The 25,895-nt window shown below is 44.2% G+C and carries 26 protein-coding genes; 16 read left to right on the plus strand and 10 right to left on the minus strand.

All coding sequences use genetic code 11. The features are described from left to right. Positions 1 to 36: 36 nt before the first annotated feature. Complete coding sequence (gene efpL, locus ACKLNH_RS07495) at positions 37 to 606, minus strand: elongation factor P-like protein EfpL (protein WP_413111628.1); 570 nt, start codon at positions 604 to 606, stop codon at positions 37 to 39. 178 nt (positions 607 to 784) lie between these two features. On the opposite strand from efpL, the gene ACKLNH_RS07500 reads away from it, so the two are divergent. The 3 genes from ACKLNH_RS07500 to ACKLNH_RS07510 are packed head-to-tail and all read left to right on the plus strand — an operon-like array spanning position 785 to position 4,183. Beyond that, positions 785 to 1,534, plus strand: a complete 750-nt coding sequence (locus ACKLNH_RS07500; protein WP_413111629.1) for a nucleotidyltransferase domain-containing protein — start codon at positions 785 to 787, stop codon at positions 1,532 to 1,534. A gap of 22 nt (positions 1,535 to 1,556) precedes the next feature. Next, complete coding sequence (locus tag ACKLNH_RS07505; protein ID WP_413111630.1) at positions 1,557 to 3,905, plus strand: DNA polymerase II; 2,349 nt, start codon at positions 1,557 to 1,559, stop codon at positions 3,903 to 3,905. Positions 3,906 to 3,934: 29 nt separating this feature from the next. Beyond that, complete coding sequence (locus ACKLNH_RS07510) at positions 3,935 to 4,183, plus strand: DUF1289 domain-containing protein (protein WP_413111631.1); 249 nt, start codon at positions 3,935 to 3,937, stop codon at positions 4,181 to 4,183. An 81-nt stretch (positions 4,184 to 4,264) separates the two neighbouring features. Here the strand turns inward: ACKLNH_RS07510 and rplY are convergent, their stop codons facing one another. The 3 genes from rplY to ACKLNH_RS07525 form a co-directional block, all read right to left on the minus strand. Then, positions 4,265 to 4,543: a 50S ribosomal protein L25 gene (rplY, locus tag ACKLNH_RS07515; protein ID WP_413111632.1), complete on the minus strand. Its 279-nt coding sequence runs from the start codon at positions 4,541 to 4,543 to the stop codon at positions 4,265 to 4,267. 108 nt (positions 4,544 to 4,651) lie between these two features. Next, positions 4,652 to 6,439: a DNA repair helicase RadD gene (gene radD / locus ACKLNH_RS07520; protein ID WP_413111633.1), complete on the minus strand. Its 1,788-nt coding sequence runs from the start codon at positions 6,437 to 6,439 to the stop codon at positions 4,652 to 4,654. Positions 6,440 to 6,512: 73 nt separating this feature from the next. Continuing rightward, positions 6,513 to 7,013 carry a GNAT family N-acetyltransferase gene (locus ACKLNH_RS07525; RefSeq protein WP_413111634.1) on the minus strand — a complete coding sequence of 167 codons (501 nt, stop codon included), beginning with the start codon at positions 7,011 to 7,013 and terminating at the stop codon, positions 6,513 to 6,515. A gap of 200 nt (positions 7,014 to 7,213) precedes the next feature. On the opposite strand from ACKLNH_RS07525, the gene rsuA reads away from it, so the two are divergent. The 3 genes from rsuA (at position 7,214) to ACKLNH_RS07540 (ending at position 9,849) form a co-directional block, all read left to right on the plus strand. Then, a complete protein-coding gene (rsuA, locus tag ACKLNH_RS07530) occupies positions 7,214 to 7,909 on the plus strand; it encodes a 16S rRNA pseudouridine(516) synthase RsuA (RefSeq protein WP_413111635.1) in 696 nt (231 codons plus the stop codon). Between the two features lie 113 nt (positions 7,910 to 8,022). Continuing rightward, on the plus strand, positions 8,023 to 9,201 hold the full coding sequence (locus ACKLNH_RS07535) for a Bcr/CflA family multidrug efflux MFS transporter (protein WP_413111636.1): 1,179 nt from the start codon (positions 8,023 to 8,025) through the stop codon (positions 9,199 to 9,201). A gap of 3 nt (positions 9,202 to 9,204) precedes the next feature. Then, positions 9,205 to 9,849: a DUF2913 family protein gene (locus ACKLNH_RS07540; RefSeq protein WP_413111637.1), complete on the plus strand. Its 645-nt coding sequence runs from the start codon at positions 9,205 to 9,207 to the stop codon at positions 9,847 to 9,849. Here the strand turns inward: ACKLNH_RS07540 and ACKLNH_RS07545 are convergent. Next, positions 9,844 to 11,283: a DUF2867 domain-containing protein gene (locus tag ACKLNH_RS07545; RefSeq protein ID WP_413111638.1), complete on the minus strand. Its 1,440-nt coding sequence runs from the start codon at positions 11,281 to 11,283 to the stop codon at positions 9,844 to 9,846. The two genes, ACKLNH_RS07540 and ACKLNH_RS07545, sit on opposite strands and share 6 nt — an antisense overlap. 243 nt (positions 11,284 to 11,526) lie before the next feature. Between ACKLNH_RS07545 and ACKLNH_RS07550 the strand changes: the two genes are divergently transcribed. The 6 genes from ACKLNH_RS07550 to ACKLNH_RS07575 all read left to right on the plus strand — a co-directional run bounded on the left by ACKLNH_RS07550 (position 11,527) and on the right by ACKLNH_RS07575 (position 18,524). Further along, positions 11,527 to 12,198, plus strand: a complete 672-nt coding sequence (locus tag ACKLNH_RS07550) for an ABC transporter ATP-binding protein (protein ID WP_413111639.1) — start codon at positions 11,527 to 11,529, stop codon at positions 12,196 to 12,198. Further along, the gene (locus ACKLNH_RS07555) at positions 12,179 to 14,626 is read left to right on the plus strand and encodes an ABC transporter permease (RefSeq protein ID WP_413111640.1); all 2,448 of its coding nucleotides are present in this window, start codon (positions 12,179 to 12,181) and stop codon (positions 14,624 to 14,626) included. The genes ACKLNH_RS07550 and ACKLNH_RS07555 overlap by 20 nt, the downstream gene beginning before the upstream one ends. Then, on the plus strand, positions 14,623 to 15,708 hold the full coding sequence (locus ACKLNH_RS07560; RefSeq protein WP_413111641.1) for a lipocalin-like domain-containing protein: 1,086 nt from the start codon (positions 14,623 to 14,625) through the stop codon (positions 15,706 to 15,708). The genes ACKLNH_RS07555 and ACKLNH_RS07560 overlap by 4 nt, the downstream gene beginning before the upstream one ends. A gap of 173 nt (positions 15,709 to 15,881) precedes the next feature. Then, positions 15,882 to 17,078 (plus strand): L-2-hydroxyglutarate oxidase, encoded by a 1,197-nt coding sequence (gene lhgO / locus ACKLNH_RS07565; RefSeq protein WP_413111642.1) that lies wholly within the window; start codon positions 15,882 to 15,884, stop codon positions 17,076 to 17,078. Between the two features lie 68 nt (positions 17,079 to 17,146). After that, positions 17,147 to 17,596 carry a YaiI/YqxD family protein gene (locus tag ACKLNH_RS07570; RefSeq protein WP_413111670.1) on the plus strand — a complete coding sequence of 150 codons (450 nt, stop codon included), beginning with the start codon at positions 17,147 to 17,149 and terminating at the stop codon, positions 17,594 to 17,596. A 91-nt stretch (positions 17,597 to 17,687) separates the two neighbouring features. After that, a complete protein-coding gene (locus tag ACKLNH_RS07575) occupies positions 17,688 to 18,524 on the plus strand; it encodes a CvfB family protein (protein ID WP_413111643.1) in 837 nt (278 codons plus the stop codon). 93 nt (positions 18,525 to 18,617) lie between these two features. On the opposite strand, the gene moeA is transcribed toward ACKLNH_RS07575, so the two are convergent. Further along, entirely contained in the window at positions 18,618 to 19,841 is a 1,224-nt protein-coding gene (gene moeA, locus ACKLNH_RS07580) for a molybdopterin molybdotransferase MoeA (protein WP_413111644.1), read from the minus strand. Positions 19,842 to 20,016: 175 nt separating this feature from the next. On the opposite strand from moeA, the gene folE reads away from it, so the two are divergent. Continuing rightward, a complete protein-coding gene (gene folE, locus ACKLNH_RS07585; RefSeq protein WP_413111645.1) occupies positions 20,017 to 20,673 on the plus strand; it encodes a GTP cyclohydrolase I FolE in 657 nt (218 codons plus the stop codon). 306 nt (positions 20,674 to 20,979) lie between these two features. Next, positions 20,980 to 21,330, plus strand: coding sequence for a hypothetical protein (locus ACKLNH_RS07590; RefSeq protein WP_413111646.1), 351 nt, complete (start codon positions 20,980 to 20,982; stop codon positions 21,328 to 21,330). A 79-nt stretch (positions 21,331 to 21,409) separates the two neighbouring features. On the opposite strand, the gene ACKLNH_RS07595 is transcribed toward ACKLNH_RS07590, so the two are convergent. Then, positions 21,410 to 21,778 (minus strand): hypothetical protein, encoded by a 369-nt coding sequence (locus ACKLNH_RS07595; protein ID WP_413111647.1) that lies wholly within the window; start codon positions 21,776 to 21,778, stop codon positions 21,410 to 21,412. Positions 21,779 to 22,115: 337 nt separating this feature from the next. Between ACKLNH_RS07595 and ACKLNH_RS07600 the strand changes: the two genes are divergently transcribed. Then, positions 22,116 to 22,454, plus strand: a complete 339-nt coding sequence (locus tag ACKLNH_RS07600) for a hypothetical protein (RefSeq protein WP_413111648.1) — start codon at positions 22,116 to 22,118, stop codon at positions 22,452 to 22,454. A gap of 68 nt (positions 22,455 to 22,522) precedes the next feature. Here ACKLNH_RS07600 and purT read toward each other — a convergent pair whose 3' ends face one another. Next, positions 22,523 to 23,698 (minus strand): formate-dependent phosphoribosylglycinamide formyltransferase, encoded by a 1,176-nt coding sequence (purT, locus tag ACKLNH_RS07605; protein WP_413111649.1) that lies wholly within the window; start codon positions 23,696 to 23,698, stop codon positions 22,523 to 22,525. A gap of 223 nt (positions 23,699 to 23,921) precedes the next feature. Here purT and ACKLNH_RS07610 point away from each other — a divergent pair, with 223 nt between their 5' ends. Beyond that, positions 23,922 to 24,302, plus strand: a complete 381-nt coding sequence (locus ACKLNH_RS07610) for a hypothetical protein (protein WP_413111650.1) — start codon at positions 23,922 to 23,924, stop codon at positions 24,300 to 24,302. Positions 24,303 to 24,345: 43 nt separating this feature from the next. On the opposite strand, the gene cdd is transcribed toward ACKLNH_RS07610, so the two are convergent. Next, complete coding sequence (gene cdd, locus ACKLNH_RS07615) at positions 24,346 to 25,233, minus strand: cytidine deaminase (protein ID WP_413111651.1); 888 nt, start codon at positions 25,231 to 25,233, stop codon at positions 24,346 to 24,348. A 140-nt stretch (positions 25,234 to 25,373) separates the two neighbouring features. Further along, positions 25,374 to 25,853: a winged helix-turn-helix domain-containing protein gene (locus ACKLNH_RS07620; RefSeq protein WP_413111652.1), complete on the minus strand. Its 480-nt coding sequence runs from the start codon at positions 25,851 to 25,853 to the stop codon at positions 25,374 to 25,376. Positions 25,854 to 25,895: the final 42 nt, after the last annotated feature.

The following is a 25,895-nucleotide window of genomic DNA, read 5'->3' on the forward strand; positions in this document are numbered from 1 at the left end:
GTGGTTACAGATGTATGCTCGAATTGGTTTACTGCTTTAGTCAGCTCGGCTCATAAATTTGCGCTCGCTAGTATTGATGCGTACTTTATCGCCAGTTGCGATGTACTCTGGAACTTGAACGGTTAGTCCAGTAGAGAATAACGCGGGCTTAGTACGGGCACTCGCTGAAGCCCCTTTAATCGATGGACTTGTTTCTTCTATTACCAATTCAACGGATGCAGGCAGTTCAAGCCCTACGGCTTGCTCGTCAACTTCCAGTACACTCAGGCCTTCAATATCTTCAGTGATAAACAGCAGTTCATCTTCGATGTCTGAGCCATTAAGTGTGTATTGGGTGTAATCTTCAGTATCCATAAAGACGTACTCATCACCATCTTTGTAGGAGAACGTGACTTTGTGTCGATTTAGATCAACGCTGTCGATCATATCATCGCCCTTAAAGCGCTCTTCTACTTTTGCGCCAGTCGCGACTTCTTTAAAGCGCATGCGATACAGTGTCGCAGCACCTCGTGCACTTGGGCTTTGTACATCGATGTTTTTTACTATCAGTAGCTTTCCATTTAATGAGATAGCTGCGCCGCGTTTTATTTCGCTAGCTCTAGGCATGTGGTATCCCTCTGTGTATGACGTTGTGATGAAATTAACATGGAAAGGAAGCGACGCAAATACCTGAGGGTGTGAACGATGGATAATTCGCCATACGCACTGTATTAGCTTGGTACCCATGAGTGATCATTGATAAGATGGTTTTTATTTTTCGTCTTTATCTATCAATGACAACATCATGACCACATCGCCTTTTCAAGCGGAATATATGCCCTTATTAACCGTACTAACAAAGCAGCTTAAGCAAGGGTTAGCGGGCACGCTCCACAGCATCTATTTGAGCGGGAGTGTTTTGCGTGGTGAAGCTCGAATGAATGATTCCAACCTAAATATGACCTTGTTGCTGCATGAGCCGTTATCGGCGCAGCAAATTTTTGTCCTTCGTTCGATTGAAAAACAGGCTTTGTTGTTTTACCCCTTTGTTAGAGGGATCGAATTAAAACTAACAACGGTGAGTGACGTCTCACGGTTAGACCAGTTATTTTATTGGGGCTTTTGGTTCAAGCACTGCTGTGTTTGTCTCAGTGGTAAAGATATCGGCGATGAGTTCGGTGAGTTTGAGCCAACATGGGAGGTGGCGAAAGCGTTTAATGGTGATGTTGGCCAGGTTGTCACTGAGTATAAGCACAAGATTACTGCCGTTAAAAAAGCGGAGAGTTATCTGGATTTGTGCCAGTCTTTAGCAAAGAAGCTGATTTATGCCAGTTTTGGTCTCACTGTCTATCGGGATAATCGTTGGGCGTATAGCCTAGCGCAGTGTATTGGCCCTTTCTTAAAGCGCTACCCAGAAAAGCAAATTGAGATGGAACGACTACAACTGTTAGCTCGGCGTGTTCGCGTGCCAAAGCGGGCAGTGTTAATCTTGCTCAGTCAGTATGGTGATTGGATTGCCAACGAGTATCGTTATTTAGAAAGAAAATTTGGTTAGGCTGGAACAAAAAGAGGCATGTGTGGTTTCTCAAGGTTTTATATTGTCTCGTCACGTGCGTGATCGTGGCCAGCAAACTGAAATTGTGTTTTGGGTACAGACTGAAAACGGTCCCGCGAAACTGGTGGTGGAGGGGGAAGAGTCGGTTTTCTTTGCGCTGGCAAGTGATCAGGCTAAAGTGGCGCATTTAGTCCCTTCAGCACGGTTGCGTGCCTTACCGATGAAGACCTACCAACAGCAAGCCGTCATTGGCTGCTATTTCTCTACACAGCGCCAAGCCGTACAGGCACAACAACAGTTGGACGCACAAGAGATTCTCCATTTTGAGGCTGATATCCGATTGGCTGAGCGCTATCTGATGGAACGTTTTATCTATGGCAGTGTTTCTTTTGTGGGTAAAGCGATTGAGCGAAATGGTTATGTTGAGTACCGTAACGTCAAATGTAAGGCCAGTGATTTTAAGCCTATCTTGTCTACTGTCTCACTGGATATAGAGTGTTCCGAGAAAGGGATACTCTACTCCGTAGGTCTGCATAGTGAGATCTCTCAGCGTGTTATTATGGTTGGTTCGCCAGAAAAAGATGCACCAAGCTGGGTTCAGTGGGTTAAAGATGAAAGAGGACTACTGCAAGCCTTGGAACGTTGGTTTACAGAGTTCGATCCTGATGTTGTGATCGGCTGGAATGTTATCGACTTTGATATGCAGTTACTGGCGAAGCGTGCGGCTGTCAATAAGATGTCCTTAAAAATAGGTCGAGGAGGAGAGGCACTATTTGTGCGCCAATCTGCGCAGCAGCAGGCATATGTCACCTTGCCAGGTAGGGTCGTTCTAGATGGCATAGATAGCCTGAAAATAGCGACGTATTCATTTCGTTCTTGGTCGTTAGAATCTGTATCGAATGAACTGTTAGGGGCAGGAAAAGCGATTGATAATCCTTATGACAGAATGGATGAGATCAATAGGCTGTTCCGGCACGATAAAATAGGACTGGCTACCTATAACTTACAGGATTGTAAGTTGGTCAGCGATATTTTTTCACTGACTCACCTACTAGAGTTTCTTGTACAGCGCACGTGTTTAACTGGGGTTGAACTTGAACGCTTTGGTGGCTCCGTTGCCGCATTTACTAACTTGTATCTACCGAAACTGCACCGGGCGGGATATGTTGCGCCTAATTTGTCGAGTGAAACCTGGATAGCGAGCCCTGGTGGCTTTGTTATGGACTCTAAGCCAGGCCTTTATGATTCGGTGTTGGTGCTCGACTTTAAATCACTCTACCCTTCCATTATTCGTAGTTTTAAAATTGACCCGCTCGGTTTGATAGAGGGACTGCATCAAACGATAGGCAAAGGCGAGAACGAGGCGATTGAAGGTTTTCGCGGCGGTCAATTTCACCGCCGGCACCATTTTTTACCTGCGATGATTGAACAGCTTTGGGCGGCACGTGAGGCGGCAAAACAGAATGGAGAGAAGGCGTTCTCTCAAGCGATAAAGATTATCATGAACTCGTTTTACGGCGTATTAGGCTCTTCGGGTTGCCGCTTTTTTGATTTCCGCTTGGCGTCATCGATCACCATGCGCGGCCACCAGATAATGAAAAAAACGCGAGAATTAATAGAAGCGAAAGGGTATGACGTTATTTATGGTGATACGGACTCGATATTTGTGTCGTTAAATGGGCAATATGTGTCGTCGAATGCTGATCGTATCGGTAAAGAGCTGGTGATCGACATAAACCGCTGGTGGCGTGTCAATTTAGAGGAACAGTTTAATGTAGTTTCTGCATTGGAATTGGAGTATGAAACCCATTATCACCGTTTTTTGATGCCGACGATACGAGGGCAGGAAATTGGCAGTAAAAAACGTTATGCCGGGTTGTTGGGGCATGGTGACAACGAACAGCTTGTGTTTAAAGGACTGGAAACAGTAAGAACGGATTGGACGCCACTGGCACAACAGTTTCAGCAGACCTTGTACCATAAGGTGTTTCATGGCGAGCCTGTGATTGATTATGTACGTGATTATGTGGAAAAAACGCGACAAGGTTACTGGGATGATAAGCTTATTTATCGGAAACGATTGCGACGTAAGTTGAGAGAATACATCAAAAATGTGCCCCCACATGTGCGAGCCGCACGTTTAGCAGATGAGTACAATGCGCAACATGGTCGTCCACTACAATATCAACGCGGTGGTTGGATTGAGTATAAAATGACAGTAGCTGGACCTGAACCATTAGAAAATTGCGTGGCACCGATTGATTATGACCACTATATTGAGAAGCAATTAAAGCCGATCGCGGATGCTATTTTACCGTTTATCGGTGAAGACTTTGACAACTTAACCCAACCGCAGTTAGGCTTGTTTTAGCACATGCATTGATCACCAAAGGAGACATTATGGAGCAGTTAGACTTTTTTGCTGTTCCGAGTCCGTGTGTTGGTATTTGTCAATTGAACGAACGGGGTTATTGCAAGGGGTGCTATCGTAGTCGGCAAGAGCGTTTTCAATGGCTATCGTTGACGAATGAGCAAAAACGGAATGTGAACCGTTTATGCCTTGCCAGAAAACAGCGCGTGCAAAGAGCGAAAAGAAAACAGCAAGCAATCGAAGAAAAGCCGTTACCGCAGCAGCCTTCGCTATTTTAATCGCCGCATGCGATAAATAGACAGACAATAAAAAAAGCGCCGAAATGGCGCTTTTTTTTACACAAGATTCAAAGTATCAAATTAGATACGGATGAAGTCCATGTGTTGAACTTTTGGCTTGAACGCGTGACGTTGAACGTCTTGCGGCTTAACCTTAACTTCTTGACCGTCGATAACCAGGATGATTTCTTGGTAGAACTCTGGCTTATCCATTTGGTTGATTACAGCGCTGTGGTCCAGAACGATTGCTACTGGAGCAGCTTCGCCACCGTATACGATTGCTGGGAATTGGTCATTGTGACGTAGGCGGCGGCTCGCACCTTTACCGTTGTCAGTACGTACAGTTGCTTCGAATTTCATAATAGATCACTCTATAAGTTATGTGTTATGCAATGCGACCTTGCATAACACGATTAAATTGAGCGCGAATACTATCTTGCAACCAATTAAAAAGCAAGGGTTATCGCCTTATTCACTACGGGAACGAAGTTGTTGTAGTTCTGGCGCTTGGTTCTTTTCCAATTCGTTAACTTCTTGCGTATAAATTTTACTTCGAATACGCCAAAAACGCCCTTGTTTTTGAGCAACAATGATAGGTGGTGGTGCAAGCCTATGTGCGTGTTTAACCACTTTACTCGGTGCCGTATCGGTAAATGGGCGGTGACGATCAACTAACGTTGGGGTCACAAATTTATCCAACAACGTCTGTTTCTGTGCCTTGGTTGCTAATGGCCACACTTCACTGAGTGGTAGGTCTTGGTCGGTATGATAAGTGACTTTCAACTGTGGCTTATCAAATTTATTTTTGCCAGCGGTGAGCTTCATGTCGTGACAGGTCAGCACTAACGCATCTTTTAAGTTTAATGCTTCACGCAGCTTTTTATCAGGGTCAACCAAAGCGTGGTCACATTGATGGCAGCGACGTGCAGCAATATCATTGTCAGCGCCGCACATATCACAGTATTTAGCACGGAAACGGTAACCGCAGAGTTCACGCACTCCGTCATTATCTTCGAAGTAACCTTGGCACTGACGTCCATAATGCTCGAGTAAAAAACCGTTATCGTCGAGTTTTCCCCAAAAATTGTTATTAAAGCCGCAGGCAGGGCAGGGGATAGTGATAATTTCGCTGTTGCTGTCTGGTTTGGGATCGCCAACCTCTGGCTGGTAAAGGTCAAAATGGTTGCCAGCATAGTCAAGGACGAGACAGTCAGTTTTACCGTCGGCTAATCGAAGCCCCCGTCCGACGATTTGTTGATATAAACTGACAGACTCAGTGGGTCGAAGAATGGCAATTAAATCGACATGTGGTGCATCAAAGCCGGTGGTCAATACCGACACATTCACTAAGAATTTTATTTTTTTCTCTTTGAATTGAGCAATCAGTTGGTCACGTTCGACACCAGGAGTGCTGCCAACAATCAACGCGGCAGACTCCTCATGTAGATAGCCCATGATCTCTTGTGCATGATGCACGGTAGATGCAAAAATCATAACGCCTTGGCGAGTTTGTGCTTTAGCGCGAACTTGTTCAATAATCTGCGGCGTTACTCGCTTAGATTTATCAATGATTTCGTCGAGTTCATGCTCTCGATAATGTCCTGCCGCGGTGGGAGTGAGGCTGGTAAAATCATAACCAGCGACGGCCATATCCACCAATTTGGGTTGGGTTAAAAATTGTTCATCGAGTAAATACCGAATTGGTAGCTCGAAGATGCAATCACGGAAAAAGCGTGGTTCTGGCGACCTTACTTGGCCTCGAGTGTGAAACTGATAAATCCACCCCAGCCCTAATCGATAGGGGGTTGCGGTAAGACCAAGGACTTTTAGTCCGGCATTGACATCTTGTAGATGCTGAATGACTTTCCGGTAGCTGCTCTCTTTGTCTTCGGGAACACGGTGGCATTCATCAATAACGAGTAAAGAGAATTGATCTTTGAATGCCTCAAGATTTCTAACCACAGATTGTACGGAAGCAAACACCACTTTTTCGCTGTGTTCACGGCGCCCCAGCCCGGCTGAATAAATTCCCCCTTTGAGGTTGTAACCTTCAAATTTGGCATGATTTTGCTCAACAAGCTCTTTTACGTGAGCAAGCACCAGTACGCGTCCACGAGCCAGTTTAGCCAGTTCGGCGATAACGAGGCTTTTACCTGCACCGGTAGGAAGGACAAGCACGGCGGGATCACCTTGGCGGCGAAAGTAGTGCAACACAGCATCAACGGCTTGTTGCTGATAAGGTCTGAGTGTATACATGTGTTCACGAAGATAGATAAATGCGGAGCAAGTGTATCACTTACTCCACGTGATATCAGAGAATGTCGGAAGGCTAAGAGACCATCTCAATGGCATCAGGAATTTCGACCACTAATGGCTTGGTCATAATGTAGTGTTGGCGTCGAGGGGTATAGCCCATGCGTTCGTAGAAGCGCTTCGCGCCAGCGTTACCAATATTAACCTCCATTGAAATCTGCCCAACCCCTTCATTGGCGAGTGCTTTTTCGACGGCTGGCACAACAAACGTGCCTACCCCTTTAGAGCGCCACTCTGGGTCAAGGTAAAACTGGTCAACAACGGCAATTCGGCTCGCGGTTTCTAAACTAAAGCTGATGCTGACGACCAAGTGCCCGACCGTGTGTGTGTTGTTATGCTCATCGATGACGTTAATCAACCAGACTTTTCCGAGCGCAGGGGAGTCCAGTAAGACCTCTAAGGCTTTTTGAGTTTTGGCTGCGTCATACGGCAGCACCTCATGCATAAAAAAGGCTTCGACCATCTTAATAAGGGCAGGTGAAGTCGCTGACGAGGGTGAGTATAGAGAAACGTTCATAGCATTTTGCCTTTGGATAACAACGTACATAAGTACGTGATGAATGCATTAGGAGTTCACTCATGAGACCGCCATATTTTCAGAATGTTCGTTCTAATTGAAAATGCGCAGCAACACAATAGGCCATATTGTAGCTAAAAATAGGCGATAAGCTGAGTGTTAGTTATAATGAAAACCCTGAAATCCTGATATTGATCACTATGAGACTAGATAAATTTTTAACTGAAACATTGGGTATTACACGAAAACAAGCGGTTAAGGTTCTTAAAGACAAAGAAATCACCCTAAATGGTGAGGTCGTCAAGCAAGGGGCGTTGAAGCTGCAGCCTAGCGATAATGTTGTCTTTCGCCAGCGGGAACTGGCATTGACGGGGCCCCGTTATATTATGTTGAATAAACCGTCCGGCTTTGTTTGCTCGCACGTCGATGACTTTAATCCGACGGTATTTGTATTGTTAGATGAAGTAAACGCAGAGAAGTTACATGTAGCGGGTCGATTAGATGGCGATACCACAGGTTTAGTTCTGTTGACGGATGATGGGCAATGGTCACATCGAATTACGTCACCAAAACATGTGTGTGAGAAAGTCTACTATGTTGAGTTAGCGGATCCATTACCGCCTGAAACAGTTGAGCAATTTGCCCAAGGCGTTATGCTGCGTGGTGAAAAAGAGCCGACACGCCCAGCCAAGTTAGACATATTGTCAGAAACTGAAGCGGTTATCACCATTACAGAAGGTAAGTACCATCAGGTGAAGCGCATGTTTGCCGCAGTTGGTAATAAAGTGGTCGGTCTTCATCGTGAGAAAATCGGTGCCATTGAGTTAGATGAAACGTTAGAACCTGGTGAATATCGTGAACTTACCAAAGAAGAAGTGGCGTCTGTGATTAAATAACATACACTTTCAAGTGGTTCAGCCATTTTTTTCGCTTAAACACTCATTTATCCGATACAGCTTAGGTTAATCATTGTAGAATTTGTGTTGGAACTCTCATTTTTAGGCTTTGCATGCGCACTACAACAAATCTCACACTGATAATCCTTCTAGGGGCTATTGCTGCTTTGACACCTCTAGCCATAGATATGTATCTTCCCGCAATGCCAAGCATTGCGAGTGATTTAAATGTATCGTCGAGCGCAGTGCAAATTACGTTAACTGTTTATACAGCGAGTTTCGCGATTGGACAGGTGTTTTTTGGCCCATTAGCCGATGCGTATGGGCGCCGTCCAGTCTTAATCTGTGGTATTGCACTATTTGCCTTAATGAGTGTTTTGTGCGCGCTTAGTCAGAATATCCAACAGCTGACTTGGATTAGAGGTTTACAAGGGTTTACAGGGGCTGCAGCCTCTGTGGTCATTATGGCATTAGTGCGAGATATGTTTGAACGAGATGATTTTGCTCGCACAATGTCATTTATCACGTTAGTTATGACGGTTGCCCCATTGATTGCGCCGCTAATTGGCGGTTATGTGTCAGTTTACTTGGGTTGGCCTGCCATATTTTATGGGTTGGCCTTGTTCGCCTGCGTTGTCAATATTGCCGTTGTTGCTAAGATTCCAGAAACCTTATCGGAAGACAATCGCCAGCCGTTACGGATAGGACAAACGCTTCGTAACTATGTGAAATTACTAATGACCCCAGTCTCGGTTGGGTACATATTTTGTGGTGCCTTCTCGTTTGCGGGCATGTTTACCTTTCTGACCGCCGGGCCCTTTGTCTATATTGATTATTACGGCATTGATCCCCAGCACTTCGGCTACTATTTTGGTTTGAACGTTTTATGCTTGATTGTGTTTACCACATTCAATGGTCGAATGGTTAAAAAACTTGGCTCGCATTTTATGCTACGTGCGTCTTTGACCCTTCAGTTGATTGCTGGATTCTTAATGGTTGCAGGACAAGTTTTGCAGTTAGGATTGTGGGGCACAGTGATACCAGTAATGATGTTTATGGGTAATATTACTGTGGTTGGTAGTAATACGAATGCCTGCTTATTAAGTGGTTATCCTAAAATGGCAGGGACAGCCTCAGCCATCTCTGGAACGATACGCTTTGGGGTGGGTGCTATTGTTGGGGCAATTATTGCCGTTATTCCAGACGCAACCCCCATGCCGATGGCGTTGACGATGGCAACCTGTGCTTTAGTATCTGCAGCATTCTATTGGTTAGTGGCATTAAAGAGTTAAGTTATGACAGTTATATTTTATCAACACCTATTAGAACTGGTTGAGTCTGGTTTATCTGAACTAAACGCCTCAATTGCGAGTGGGAAAACATCCGCTACACCAGTGAGTGAAACCTATTTTTTGAGTAATTGGGTAACGAAGGCGATTAAACAACAACGCTTTCATCCAAGTACGAAGCAGGTCTTAATTGCGTGGCAAAAACTATCACGTAGCCAAGGTAAAAATGCCATGCTGAAAGCGGCGTTTGAAGAAATTCAACGCGGTTATCGAGATCTGCTAGATGGCAGAGACGCATTTCCAGCGGTTGTAGAGGCACAAATTCAAGGTTTGGTCGACGCTGTAGAAGAGGCGGATTGGGAAGTGACCTTGGAGTACCCAATTTTACGTAAGGTCTCTAACTTCACTGATGGGCATGCTTCTATGGTGATGTGCAGTGAGCAACTAGTGAATTGCTTTGATGGTGAGACATTGACTAAGCCGCTATCAGTCTATGTACGCGGGGATAAAGTGGCCTTCATTGCGATGGCGAGAGCGCAAGGGCTACTTCTGCATAAAGTTACCGACTATAAGTCCAAAGTTAAGTACCATGGCGAATATGTGCTTTATCCACAAAATAATGGTCCAATTGTTGCCGAATTGCCATCATGATTGTTGTTCTGCTAACTGGCACATTTTTTTTGCCATTCCTTTAAAAATAAAAAGGTGTGCTGGCATCATGCAGAACCAATAGAGTAGCCCTGAAAATCCATCAGGATGCCACCAAGCGCGAATGTCGAGTCGTCGCATATCGCCTTCATCAGAGATAGTAAATTCAAGTCGCCCCAGCCCTGGGGCTTTCATTCCAAAGAGCAGTGAGAGGTGTTGATGTGGCTTTATTGAGATCACCTTCCAAGAGTCAATATAATCACCTAGTTGAAGATGGTTTGGGTGTAACGGCCGTTGCCGAATGGTTTTGCCACCGACACAAAAATCGAGCCACTCTCTAATTCGCCATAACGTGTTAGCGTAGAAATACCTCTTGTCACCACCGATCTGACCAATAATATCCCACAGGCTGTCAATACTGGCTGACGTGATCTGGGTGAAGCCTGCATTTTTAGGGTAGTAACTGTAGCCAGGCTGCCAGCGTTCTAATGCGTCTGGGTCAAACCCCCACACCTCACTGCGGATAACTTCATCTTCTTTTGCTAACGTTGTTTGCACCGCATCGGTGTAGTGCAGCAATGGTTGTGGAAAACGTTGCCTGATTTCAGCGTCATCAGCTGGGAGGTGATAACGTAGTCCACTCACTAATGCGCTTGCGATGTTTGACGGTACAGAAGTAATAATGCCAAAAAAATGGGCGGTCATTTCAGGGGTAAGAAAAGGTAGCTTGATTAACCTTACCTTTTTCCCCATCGCGTGCCCGAGCAGCACCATTTGCTTTTGATAGGTTAACTCTTCTGGGCCGGCCACATCGTAGATATGATTTTCACTGTCAGGGGCATCGATTAATGCCATTAGATAAAAGAGTAAATTTTGCAGGGCGATAGGCGATGAACGAGAAGAGACCCAAGAAGGAGTAAATAGTACTGGAAGATGATAAATAAAATCGCGCATCACTTCGAGTGCGGCAGAACCAGGGCCAATCACAATACCAGCGCGTAGTTCAATGGTTGGAACGTCTGTTTGACGAAGGATTTCACCGGTCATTTGGCGAGCGATAAGATGCTCACTGCGGCTTGAAGTAAGAGGTTGAAGTGCACCAAGGTAGATGACTTTTTTGATTTGGCTATTTTTTATGCCATCACGAAGGTGTTCGGCCACGGAAATTTCATAATCAATAAAATCATGTCCATGTGCCATACCGTGAACAAGGAAAATTAGAATATCAACGTCTTGAAGCAACGGTGTCACATCTTGATAAACTAAGTCTAATTGGCGAAGGTAAATATTGTCATACTTATCCCAGCCCCTTTTTTTAAGCAATGGCAGAGAGCGACCAGTGGCCGTAATTTGGCTATAACGAGCGGCAAGCAGCGGTATTAAGTGACTGCCAATATATCCAGAGGCGCCGATAACTAATACATGCTTATTTATCATAGTATTCATCCTTGAATGGTTAGCAAACAGATTAGCAGATACATTGCGACTTAAGCTTATGCGGTGTTTGGTAAAGTTTCCAATGTAAAAAGGTATAGTACAGGTCATAAAACGAATAAAACTTCGGCAGGCTGAAGTTTTTTTTTGATTGCAGAGTAGCAGCACTTCCTCAAGTTCATCGAATAAGGTAAATTGCGTGACGAAGAAAGAGTTATCTTTAGATAGCCGATAACGGAATTATAAATGCTAATTATAAATAAGCTTTGCAAAGGCTACCGAGATGGTGATGATTTCCATCCAGTATTGCAGGGCGCTGACCTCCATATTGAACGTGGTGCACAAATTGCGTTGATGGGAGAGAGCGGCTCCGGGAAAAGTACCCTACTTAACTTAATTGCTGGACTAGACTCTGTTGATTCTGGTGAAATTTGGTTTGATAGTGTTGCTCTGCATGAATGCCATGAGCGACAGAGAACCCATTTTCGCCGTGAAAATATAGGTATGATTTTTCAGCAATACAACCTTTTACCTACCCTTACTATTGCAGATAACATACGTTTTTGTCGTCAGCTAAAAGGACTGAAAGAAGACGATAAACTATGGCGACAAATCTTGTCTAATTTGGATTTAATGCCATTACTGTCTCGTTACCCAGAAGAGTTGTCTGGAGGCCAACAACAGCGTGTAGCGATTGCAAGATCACTGTATATGGTACCGAAGCTGTTACTCGCCGATGAGCCAACAGGCAGCTTAGATGAAAAAAATGAAGCTGCGGTCATGCGATTATTGATTAGCTTGGCAAAGCAACTTGAGTGTACATTGTTAATGGTGACTCATAGTGCGACGGTTGCTAACTACATGGAAGGGCAGGTACGTTTGCAGGGGGGTCATTTAGATGTTCGTTCCCGTAGCTAATGCAGTATGGGGTCATTACACCAAGCATCGCCTGCAATTGGTGTTGGTTTGGTTGGGCTTAACCTTAGGCATCTCCTTGCTCGTTGGTGTATTGGCAATCAATTATCAGGCACGAACGAGTTATCAACTAAATAAACAGTTACTCAGCAATCCTTTCCCGTATTTCGTCATCAATAAACAATTAGGAGAGCGCGTTCAGGATAGTGCCTATATCACACTACGCCGCAACGGTTTTTCAAAATGTGTGCCGCTTGAGCGAGCCGTTGTAACGACATCACAAGATCAAGTACTTGAAATTATGGGTATTGATACTGTAGCAATGCTCAACTTAGATTCGAGTAGTTTTTCAGATGCTGAACTGTCTCGTTTTACGCGCCATCCTGACTCTATTCTAATTAGCCAAAGCTACGCAATATTATTGGGTATATCCAATGATCAAATGGTAGAGACAGACTATGGTCCGATTGGACCGTTTAGGTTAGTCGGTGATCGGCTACTTGGTGGTGCTCGATTAATGGCTGACATTGGGTTGGTGAAAGGACTGAATAACAGCCCAGGATTATCCGCTATCGCTTGCGGAGCGATGTCTGATAACCAGCTTCAGCGACTGAGTAAAATCTTACCCAATCATCTAAGGATGGATGGTCGACAAACCGATGACCTTTCGCCACTCACACGTGCTTTCCATCGCAACTTGCTAGCTATGGGTTTGTTAGCATTTATTGTTGGCATGTTTATCTTTTTTCAAGCAATGTCTCTCTCTTTTACCCAGCGTCAGCCATTAATTGGCCAATTACGTCAGCTTGGGGTTGGTGGGCGTCAGTTGACCAGTGTGCTGGTGGTTGAAGTGCTGATATGGCTCGTCGTTGCTGTTCTTAGTGGCAATATGTTTGGCTTGTTGCTTGCCAATGTGTTGATGCCATCAGTGGCATTAACGTTGAGCGACTTGTATGGTGCCGTTGTTCCTCATCAAGTTGAGTGGCATTGGCAATGGGGACTTGTCAGTGTTTTGGTTGCAGTAACAGGGACAGCGTGTGCGTGTGCTTGGCCCATGGTTCGTTTGATTCGAACACCACCATCTCGGCTTTCTCGTCACTTATCATTGTTCCGGGCAACGCGGCGAGAGTTTCGAGTACAGGCTTTGTTTGCCTGTATCTTGGCAGTTATCGCTTATGCCATATATCAACTGCCACCAAGAGAGTGGAGTGGGTTGGCTGTTATCGGCTTAATTCTTTTATCAGCAGCGTTATTGATGCCATTTTTGGTTTGGCGTCTTTTCTTCTTTTTGGCGTTGATATTAAGAACGCCTAAATTGCGGTGGTTTTTTACTGATGCTGCTGCCAGCTTGAGCTACCGGGGGGTTGCCGCAATGGCCTTTATGTTGGCCTTAGCCGCGAACATCGGTATGGATACTATGGTGGGTAGCTTTCGCCATGCGACACTCGAATGGTTGCAGACCCGAATCGCCGCCGATATATATATACGTCCACAAGTTGATGAGGTTCAATCGATTAGTTATTGGCTACAGCAGCGTGATGATGTTGATAGTGTCTATTGGCGTTGGTCAACGGAATTTAATAGTGAGCAAGGTGCACTGCAGGCTGCCAGCATTGGAACGAGTTCAGAAGAAAGGGAATCGTTAACCATGAAGGTTTCTGTTCCTAATTACTGGTTCGAGTTCCATACGGGGCAAGGTATTCTTGTTAGCGAGTCTTTGGCCCTGAAGCGAAACTGGGTGCCAGGGCAACGCGTTCATTTACCTGAGCCATTTAAAGGTGAGTGGCGTGTGGCTGGTATTTACTACGATTATGGCAACCCTTATGGGCAGGTTATGTTGCCGCATAAGCGGTGGCGTCAGTTATATGCGAATCAAGGGCGAGTAGGGTTAGCGGCTAAAATTACTGCAGATGCCGACCCCAATCTATTAGAGAATTTATTGCTTGAACGGTTTAGTCTTCGCGATGATCAAGTCGCTAATCAGCAAACGCTATTAAATGAATCGATGTGGATCTTTGAGCAAACATTCAAAGTGACGGATGCATTAGGTTTGTTAACGTTAGTGATTGCCGTCAGTGGCCTGTTTTTTGCGACAACCGCGGGAGAGCTTTCGCGCGCTAAGCAGTTTGCACTGCTAAGATGTATGGGCTTATCGGGGAAAGAACTGGTGATTATTGGTGGTGGTCAACTGATGGTACTCGGTTTATTAACAGCGACATTTGCTTTGCCATTAGGCATTACGGTTGCGCATTTGTTGATCGATAGGATTCTTCGTCACTCGTTTGGCTGGACTATGGAGTTGGTTCTGTTTCCGTCGCAATACGTTATTATTTTAGGTATCTCACTTGTCGCACTGATGTTAGCTGGCGGTTGGCCCGTACTTCGGCTGATAAGGCGTTCAGCCATGAGGTCATTTAGAGAGGCGTTATGAGGCATTTCTTTCTACTGTTTTTGTTTGTGTTAGCGGTGTTTGGTTTTGCTGCTAACTACTTCTTAAACAGTAGAGAGAAGGCACAGAGTCCACCTTCTGTTAACTTTGCGGTTAGCGATGATTCTCAATTTGCGCAAGTGACTCCCTCTAGACCGATTGAATTACCGCGCGACCATGGTGAGCACGTTGATTTTCGCAATGAGTGGTGGTACCTAACTGCAAATTTGACCGATGAGTTTGGCCAACAATGGGGTCTGCAATGGACACTATTTCGATTTGGTCTGTCATCCATAAATCTCCAAGGTTGGGATAGCCCACAGCGCTATATGGCACATTTTGTGTTATCTACGCCAGATCAACAAATTGCCTTACAACGTTTTGCTCGGGGTGGAATTGGGCAGGCAGCTGTTATTCGTCGACCTTTCCAAATGTGGATTGATAACTGGGAGTGGCAAGGTGACGGCGAGAGTCCATTTCCCGGCGTATTAAGTGTTGATAGTGCAGAGATCAACGCGACATTTAATATTCGAAACGAAGGTGTTGCCGTTTTACAAGGTGAAGGTGGCTATAGCACCAAAAATCGCGCGGGCACCCTTAATTCATACTATTTCAGTTACCCATTCCTTGCTGTTGATGGCAGAGTGACTTTTTTTGCTGAAGAGAAAAGACTGACTGGGCATGGTTGGTTTGACCGCGAATGGAGTAGCGTTAACCTAATGCCGAATGAGTTAATGGTCTGGGATTGGCTGTCATTGCATTTGAGTGATACGGAAAAGTTGATGGTTTATCGTGTTAGAGACGTGCAAGAAATGCACTATTTTGGCTCGCTAGTCAATGCAAAAGGCACGCACTACTTAGATGCTGAAGACTTTCAAATGAATCCCATCAGTTATCATCGATCAAACAACGTTGTCTGGCCACTGAAGTGGAAGATTCGCATTCCAGCACATAGCATTGCCTTAGACGTGCAAGCGCAAAAGAAATATCCTCCCCTTCCTTTTACATTCTCTTATTGGGAAGCACCTGTCGAATTTACTGGAACTCACCAAGGCGTCGGATATATGGAGTTGACCGGCTATTGAGTGCGAGCGTGGTATTGATTGCGTTAATTTATTGTTAACGCCATGATCATCACATCTTGCTTGTAAGGTATTTGCTACTATTTAACAACTACTTGCCTGTTATATTGCTCGTTCATCCTAAGATTGAGCAAGCTTGCAGTGTTGTTGACAGAACCTGTCTGAGGGGGCCTGAGTTGCAAAAGCATGCTGATGTGTTGGTGGTTGGTGCTGGAATTGTTGGTTTAAGTACTGCGCGTGAAATTCAGCGTCAATATCCTGATATGCGGATAATTGTTGTCGACGCCGATAAAGGCCCGGCTCTGCATCAGTCTGGACACAATAGTGGGGTTATTCATTCTGGCGTTTACTATACCCCGGGGAGTAAAAAGGCCACGTTTTGTAAGCAAGGTAATCAAGATATTAAGCACTATTGCCAGCAATATGAGATTGATTATTTCGAGTGCGGTAAGCTGTTAGTCGCAACCACGGAGATTGAATATCAACGTCTAGACCAGTTGGCAGAAAGAGCGGCTCAAAATAAGATTAAAATAGCATGCTATGGCGCTCGCGATCTTCATCATTTCGAACCAAACATCGTTGGTGAGGGGGCGATTTATGTGCCATCAACGGGCATTGTTGATTACCGTCAGATTGCAGAAAAGTTAGCCGAGCAGATTCTTCACGCCTCTGGGCAGATTTATTATGGTCAACCGCTGTATAAAATAGAAGAAGATGAACATGGTGTACGGTGCTATTGCGGACAACTGATTATCGAGGCAAAAAAATTGGTTGTTTGCGCTGGGATAAACTCAGATAAAGTGGTAGAGATGCTGGGTTCTAAGCCAGATTTCAGAATGGTGCCGTTTCGTGGTGAGTATTTCAAGCTGGCAAAACACCATAGGCAGATTGTTAGACACCTTATTTACCCAGTACCAGACCCGAATTTGCCCTTTTTGGGGGTTCATTTAACCCGCATGATTAACGGTGATATTACGGTCGGTCCGAACGCCGTAGTTAATTTTTCGCGAGATGGTTATGCGCGTTGGGCATTTAGTGTGCGTGATAGTTTGGCGATGTTTGGCTATAGCGGTTTCCACCATTTACTCAAAAGGCACTGGCAATCGGCCCTGATTGAGTTAAAAAATAGCATTTGGAAACGCGGGTATTTAGAACAGGTAAGAAAGTACTGCCCGGAGATAACATTAGACGATTTGGAGCCTTTTCCCGCAGGGATCCGTGCTCAGGCAGTGGGAGCTCAAGGAGAGTTAATTGATGACTTCGTTTTTCACGACACTGAGCACTGTGTTGTTGTTTGTAATGCCCCATCGCCGGCAGCCACCTCCTGTTTCCCGATAGCACGACATATTGTAGAACGCATGGCTATTGAGTAAAGCACTATACCAACAGGTGAAGTTAATATACTCTTCCCTTATCGTATTAGTAGGAAGAAATTATGCCAGTGACAATATGGGTAGACGCAGATGCCTGTCCAAATCCAATTAAATCTATTTTGTTTAAAGCTGCCGAACGCACACAAACAGCGCTTATTTTAGTGGCTAATCATGCTATCCGTGTTCCTCCTTCTCCTTATATTAAGACATTACAAGTCTCGGCGGGGTTCGATGAAGCAGACAACATGATTGTATCTCGAGTTAATCAAGGTGATTTGGTGATTACAGCAGATATCCCGTTATCGAACGACATTATTGAAAAAGGGGCAGCGATACTGTCTCCAAGAGGCGAAGTTTTAGACGCCACCAACATCAAACAACGCTTACAGATACGTGACTTTATGGACACATTGCGCAGCAGCGGTATCCAAACAGGCGGCCCGGATGCCCTCAGCCAAGCGGACAGGATGACATTTGGTAATAAACTTGATACTTGGTTACAGCGTAACGCGAAATAACCTCATTCTTTCTGTCGATGAGACCTGACTTCGGCGCTATGATTACGTATAATCCGCCCCTTGCAAAATTTCTGATTAAGAGTACATCACCATGATTAAGATTGGCCGGTACAACCGCCTGCGCGTATGCAAATTGGTAGACTTTGGTCTATTTTTGGACGGAGGCGAAGATTTTGGCAATATTCTGTTGCCAAAGAAGTATGCGCCTTTGGATGCCGCCATTGGTGATGAACTAGACGTCTTCATTTACTTTGATTCCAATGACGAGATTATTGCCACCACGCAAGAACCAACCGTACAGGTCGGCGAGTTTGGGCTTTTAAAAGTCGTCGGTGTGACGAACATTGGTGCTTTTCTTGACTGGGGTTTAGATAAGGACCTGCTTGTTCCTTTTAGTGAGCAGCGTTGCCGTTTACAAGAGGGTAAATCAACATTAGTTCGCTTATATACAGATCGTGCATCTGGGCGTATTGTTGGAACAACAAAGTTTAATAAGTTCCTTGACCAGACGCCAGCCAACTATAAACGTGGTGAGCAGGTAGAAATTCAAATAGCAGAAATCACCGACTTAGGATTTAAGGCAATCATCAACCACGAACATTGGGGATTGATCTTTAAAACTGAAACTTTTGGTAAGTTATTTATCGGTAAGCGTCTCAAAGCATTTATCAAAAATGTACGTCCAGACGGGAAAATTGACTTGTCGCTGCAAAAGCTAGGCAAAGGAAAAGTTGATGACTTAGCCGATAAGATTCTTACATCATTAGAGCGAAAGGGTGGATTTATCCCACTCAGTGACAAATCTTCGCCAGAAGCGATTTTCCAAGAGTTTCGCACCAGTAAAGCAACGTTTAAAAAGACCATTGGTGGCTTGTACAAACAAGGACTAATTGTTATTGAACGCGAAGGCATTCGCCTTCACGATTAAGGCGAAACCGCCGACATTGTCAGTAAAAAAGGCGAGGTGATAACCTTGCCTTTTCTGTTTGTACAACGATGATAGCCAGTTGCTGCGCATTAATTAAGCGAGTAGCCAGTCAAAAGGCTCGATGATCACTTTTTCACCCGCGCCCACATTCCCTCTTTCTCTTTCAAGAACCACGAAACAGTTGGCCGCTGCCAATGAACTGAATGCGCCAGAACTCTGGTTTCCAGTCGTTTCAACAGTTAGTTCACCATCTTTAACGTGATAAATACCACGTTGGAAATCAACGCGTCCGGGGCGTTTTTTGAACGCTGAATTTGTTGTCGCTGCCAGTTTTAGGGCTGGCGTTGCCTCTTGGGACGCTAACGTTTGCAATAGCGGGTAAACAAGCTGCATAAAAGTCACCAGCGCTGAGACAGGATTTCCTGGCAAACCGCAAAAAAGCGTATCGTTGATTTTACCAAAGGCGAACGGTTTCCCTGGCTTTATCGCTAACTTCCAAAAGCCAATTTCACCAATCTCTTCTAAGACCTCTCTCGTATAATCGGCATCTCCGACACTCACTCCACCAGATGTGATAACGAGATCCGCTGATGCCGACGCTTTAACGAACGCATCTCGAATACTTGATTTGTCGTCCTTAATTATGCCCAGATCGAGAATCTCGCACTGAGAGCGCTGCAGCAACGAGGTGAGGGTATACCGGTTTGTGTCGTAAATTTCCCCATACTCTAGAGGTTGACCTAGCGGCTTAAGTTCATCACCTGTAGAAATAATGGCGACTACTGGACGGCGAAAGACAGAAACTGTTGCAATACCTAAGCTCGCGAGTAACGGAATATGCCGAGCAGATAACCGAGTGCCTGAACGGAGAACAGTTTCTCCTGCTTTTATATCATCGCCCGCTAAGCGGATATTGTTTCCCGTTGGTTGTTGTGCGGTTAGCATCATTATTGTGTTGTCGATTTGCGTTTGCTCCTGCATAACCACGGTATCACACCCCGCGGGGATGGCCGCACCTGTCATAATACGCACGCACTCTCCTTGAGAGGGCTGACCTTGAAAAGGTGCACCAGCATAGGCAGTACCTACAACCGTAAAAGATGTGTTATCTGATTGATTGCAGTAAGCAAAACCGTCCATTGCAGAGTTGTCAAAAGCAGGCACATTGACAGGAGAGGTAACGTTAGTGGCAAGGACATAACCCAGAGATTCAGATAAGGCAATTTGTTTTTTTTCTGTGATAGCAATAGTGGCGTTCAACAATTTATTGAGGGCCTTATCGAGATCCATTAAACCTGGGGTGGCGCATTGATCCATGCTTGACTCCTTTCATTATATTTAGTGGTATTACTTTAAGTTCATTATGCACTATGAGTAGGGGTGATTGAAATAACAGGTGTAATTTACTGGCAATACAGGTATTCTGCGACATTATTTTGGAGTATTGCTGATAGTTAAGATCACTATCATTGTATTGTGTGCCGGAGGTAATATGCCACAGTTGAGTAGTGCGGCGTTGAAAGTGAAAGATGCACTTGCCGTGAGGGGGCTGGAAACGCCACTTAATCATGATCTGACCAGTAATCGAGAAGAGCGTAAAGCTGCTATTGAACATCACATGGCAGAAATTATGCGTGTTCTATCGTTAGACTTAACGGATGACAGTTTAGCGGAAACGCCTCACCGCGTGGCCAAAATGTATGTTGATGAGATCTTCTCTGGGTTAGATTACGAGACTTTTCCTAAGATCACATTAATTGATAACAAAATGAACTGTGATGAAATGGTGCGTGTAAAAAACATTACATTAACCAGCACGTGTGAACATCACCTTGTTACGATTGATGGTGTAGCAACAGTTGCGTATATACCACGAAGTAAGATCATTGGGTTATCTAAAATTAATCGAATTGTTCGCTTTTTTGCGCGTCGTCCTCAAGTACAAGAGCGTCTAACACAGCAAATTTTGGTGGCTCTGCAAGTGTTACTAGAGAGCGATGACGTCGCTGTGACCATCGATGCGACGCACTACTGTGTTAAAGCCCGTGGTGTTTTAGATGCGACCAGCTCAACAACCACGACAGCATTGGGTGGAATTTTCAAAAGAAATCCGGCGACACGAAATGAGTTTCTACACGGTATAAGATAAAGAGTCGACCCAATACACGAGTACATGAATAATAAATAGAAGCGAGTGAGGTATGATTTAGCCATTACTGAGTTCGCTAATTATCATGACAATTGTGTACGGCTAACTAATTGATAAAAACAACACTAGTATATGGAATTGTTAATCATGTGAAATATATGTTTTAACTGTGTGCCGCTTGATCTGATTTGGCCGAGAATAGTCTGTTTTTATTGCATGCTTAACCCGTATACGATACAACTACTTCAGTCTAATGGTTATTTGAATAACACATAGTCAATAACCAAAACTAATGGAGTGGTTACTATGGATAGGTCAATCAGTAATACCTGTCAGTTTAACTATAGTGATTTTTTATTTTATGCAGCAAAAGATAAAGCCGATTTCTCAGCTGTATTAAAAGAGTTGTTTACGGTACCTCATCATCAAGACTTTTTTTCTAAAGCGCTTCATAAGTTATCATTATCATATAGTGATACAGATAACATTATCCGATTAGTTGAATTGGCCCGTAAGAAGGGCATCAACTCACTAGATGTCATACTGCCTTATGCTTTTGAAGAAGATCAAATCCAAATAATTCAAAAAGAAGCGCATTGTACAGTGGATAATCATGTTGACTGGCAAGACAGCTTGTCGATATCAGTTTTAGGCTAAGCAATGTTAGCCCAGTAGTATGTTACCTTTAGTAGCACATTTAGTTTGTAATAAAACAGGCTGAATGTGCTGTTTTAAATTAATGTATTTGTCTTTGGTTACAAATCTTAATGCATGGCGTATTACAGTTAGGTATTGAGAGCTCACCGTTATTATCAGCAAATAAATAGGCCGCATAATGAGCATGATGTGATGCTTGCTCTAAATAGCGCTGTTTTTCAGCGTTGCAATTAGCTGGAACCACTCTCACTTTTGATAAATCAATCCCTGCTGCGACTAATAAGTTCTTATCTAGTAAGCAATCATAACCAATACATAAAACCCATTTATCTCCACGAGTCAGCATTTTTAATAAACGTAATAACCCCTCAAGCGCCGTATTGTCACTTTTGCCTAAATCAAAGAACGCATGTGTTACATCGTTAGCGACTACTGCCTGCTTGTTCATCTTCACTAAGCTGGGGTTGAAGGTTATCACATCCATGACGTTCTCCCGTTCTCGAATTAAAAATGCGCTTATGTCAGCGTTTTTTAAACTGGTTGATAAATAACTGTACTCATAATCAGTACTGTATGAATAAACAGTATATCGAAATAGGGCGAAGGTCAAGAATAAGTTGCTTAAAAAACGTACTCGTACTGTACTATCAAGAGTCAGTGCTTGTGATTTGGGTATGACTTTGCAAAGAAAAGCGTAACAAACCGTTACAATGTGATTTTCTTTGCAAACCTCAACCACTTAATGACGTATCATTTTTGCAAGCTTATATTTCAGGTGGGTTACCATGAAGACAATAGTTCTACCAGATTTGGTTGTTGCGCGCCGGCGTAAACAAGTATCAGACATCCACATCGAGTGGATTGAAAACGCATACTTTATTGTTGCGGAACACAAATTTGATGGAATGGTACGCTCACTGAGTAGCTTTAAATCTGAACAAGATGCAAAAAGGGCTTGGGAGATTGTTGCTCAGGGACCTTATTCTGCAGAAGAGATATCATTGTCTCGTCCCCAAACGCGTTTTGAGAAAGAAGCCCATAACAGCGACTATGCGTTACTTTCATCTACCGATCCCGTGCGAGGGTGGTTCTATGAGCCGCCAAGGAATCCCTTAAAAGCCTGAGAATTATAAGAGCAAAGAAAGGAGCCTAGGCTCCTTTCTTTGCTCTTATAGCGTTATTAGCTGTGAGGCTAGTAGTGCAGTTCTATTGTTTGAGACGCAGTAACCGCATCTTCTATCGCTTGGCTGGTCGTTTGGCGGCGAGTTAATGCAACCCCCATTCGGCGTATTCCGTTGATATCTGGCTTACTAAACAGACGTATTTGCGTTAATGGCATAGCGAGTGCTTGAGCCACGTTTGTGTACCTTACGTTGTTTGATTTACCAGAGCCTAAGATCACAGCTGAAGCAGAAGGCCCGAGTAGCTCCACTTGACAGATTGGCAGCTTTAAAAATGCGCGGACATGCAGAGCAAATTCAGACTGATCTTGGGAGATCATGGTGACCATTCCGGTATCGTGAGGGCGAGGGGACACTTCATTAAAAATAACGGTATCACCACGAACAAATAGCTCTACGCCAAACAGACCATACCCGCCTAAGGCGTTGACCACCTTTTCTGCAATTTGCTGCGCACGTTCAAGCGCACGCGTTGACATTATTTGAGGCTGCCAAGACTCACGGTAATCCCCTCCTTCTTGTCGATGCCCAATAGGAGCGCAGAAGTGGATACCATCGATGGCTCGAACTGTTAGCAATGTTATTTCATAGTCAAAATTGACTAGCTCCTCAACAATAACTCTGCCTTGCCCGGTTCGTCCTCCCTCCTGAGCGTAGTGCCATGCTGGCTCAATGTCTTGTATATTACGTATGATACTTTGCCCTTTACCAGAAGAGCTCATGATTGGTTTAACGACACAAGGTAATTTAACCTGCTCAATGGCTTGCTTAAAATCGTTTAAGTGGTTGGCGAACAGATAATTAGACGTAGGGATGTTAAGCTCTTCGGCGGCTAAGCGTCGAATGCCTTCACGATTCATGGTTAGTTTTGTTGCGTTAGCATTGGGAACAACATTGATGCCTTGCTGTTCCAGTTTTACTAATTGTTCTGTCGCGATGGCTTCAATCTCAGGAACAATATAATCCGGTTTTTCTTTGTCTACGATAGATTGTAGTGCGCTAGCATCTAGCATATCAATAACATAACTGCGGTGCGCAATATGCATGGCAGGTGCGTTTTCATAGCGGTCAACGGCAATGACTTCAATGCCTAAGCGTTGACACTCGATAGCGACTTCTTTTCCTAGCTCACCTGCGCCTAGTAATAGTACTTTCGTTGACTGTGTACACAGTGCTGTTCCAAACATAATGATACCTTTAACTCTATGCGATAGATAAGAGAATGATACCTGAAATAACTAACCACGCAAACGTTTGCGCAACTTAAGATTAGAGAGCATGAATGTAGAAATGGTGATTGATTAAGCGCGCTTTGTCAGTTGTCTGTTAATTAATAAGTTTAGTAAATTATTCTAACCGTCGTTTTGTTAAAGTTACTTAAGTTATGTTTTTGCTTTTACTGAGATAAAGATGCTAAAGAGAGTCACTTTTTTACTGTTATTAACGGTTAGTTTTACAGCGAATGCTAAATTAGGCTTGGGCCTTTTTGTTGGCGAACCGTATTGGGGCGTTGAAATGAAATATAATGCATATCGCTTTAATTTCAGCTTGGAAGACAACCTAGGTTTTGGGATGAACCGTGTTTATGGGGTATCAAATACGCCACTTTATTTATATTTAGGTGGGCAATATGTTGACCGCAGCAGTAAGAGCATTGCGTTAACGCCGGGTTTAGGTGCGCAGATGTCGGCCAGTAATGTTGATTTTTATGTTGATGTTGGCCCAAGCTTATATTTAGACGGCATTGAGTTGGATTGGGAAGCTAAACTTGGTTTCCGTGTGAACTTCTAACACAAAGGCACACCAAATGGTGTGCCTTTCTAATATGGCATGATTATATTGTTAAGTACTCTAGAGGGATATCAGGATTGATATTTTCTAAAACTTGCTGACAATCACCTAAGAACGAGACCTTGCCAGCTTTGCTTTCTACTAGGCAAGCGCTGGTTATATTATCAAACGTTTCGCCAGACAGAATTAGCTGCACCAAGGCGACCTGTAGTGGGGGTAAGCTTGGGTTAAACGCTGCATTTTCAGCATACATACCACTAAAAATAAGCTTACTTTTCGTTTCCAAAGCGATCCCAGCCAAATTGCTACTATACGGCGCGTGCGAAAGGGCTGCAGCTTGACTTGCCGCTTCAGCCAATGGTGCTAAACGCTCTATCTTAAATGATGGTGTTGTTTTCGCCATTAAGCCAATAGATATGCCAAGATCTTTGGGGCCAAAGTCGTCGGGTAAAAACTCATGCAGTTTGTGCGGAGTACGATTTGGTAAATGAATGACCAGATCGTGCGCATTATTCAGTTCATTCATAAATTGTCGGCAATGACCGCACGGGCTGTAGTTAATCGTGATGTCGCTAATACCGTCTTCACCATGTGACCATGCATGGCTGATCGCAGATTGCTCGGCATGAATGGTATTTGCCATACCAATACCATGAAACTCCATATTGGCACCAAAGTAGATGTTACCGGATAACGCTTCAACGATTGCGCCGACATTAAACTCGGAGATAGGTGCAACGGAGTAACTTGCTGCTAATGGTAGCAACGCGAGCTTTAAATCCTTCGAGTCAAGTTGCGCTGTTTTTGATAATTCTTGCCACTGATGCTTGGAAAGATAACCATGGAATGGGCAAGTTTTGAACTCATTGGCAAAAAAAGCCTGAATCGCTTCAGATTGCTGCGATAGGGCAGCAGTAAAACTTGGGTTCATAAACGGTTTCCTTATTAGTTGAAGCCTAGTGTAAGCGCAGCCAATTAGAATTAAAGTGATCCATGTCACATGACGGGCTTACTTGTTGCATCGTTACATTGTTAGGCGTTTTTTTGCGAGTTGCCCCACCGTTTACACGACTAAACGAAGAACAGAAACAGGATGGAGCCAAGAAAGGTGATTAACCTCCGCCTCTTGTTCGTTTGTTGAGTTGGTATGATTATCGCTGGTAATTGAACGGAACGATGATGATATTCTGTACTGTTCTCAGGTAGCGGAGGTGGAATACGATAGCCGAAGTCAAAGACGTGATGAATCGATAGGGAATTAGATGGCGCTAACTTTGTGTTTAAGTTGCGAATGTGCTGTTCGAGTGTCAGTGTTGCGTTATAGGTTTGAGCGTTAGATAAGACGCGCTCGAGAACAGAGTAAGAAATAACCTCACCACCGTGATAACACAACAGATCCATAATAGATGATTCGAGCTGGCTCAGGAGCGTATAAGATCCGCTATCCCAAAGCAGTTTGTTACTCTCTAGATCAATGTACACATCAGCAAATTGATAGCTTTTACACAGCGCTGCGGAGTTCATTCGCTTACCCGCTACCGTTTCATTCATCACTTGCTATTTAGTATAGTGCGACTCGTCTGAGCTGATCAA

Source organism: Thaumasiovibrio clandestinus, from assembly GCF_047250365.1.
GTDB lineage: Bacteria > Pseudomonadota > Gammaproteobacteria > Enterobacterales > Vibrionaceae > Thaumasiovibrio.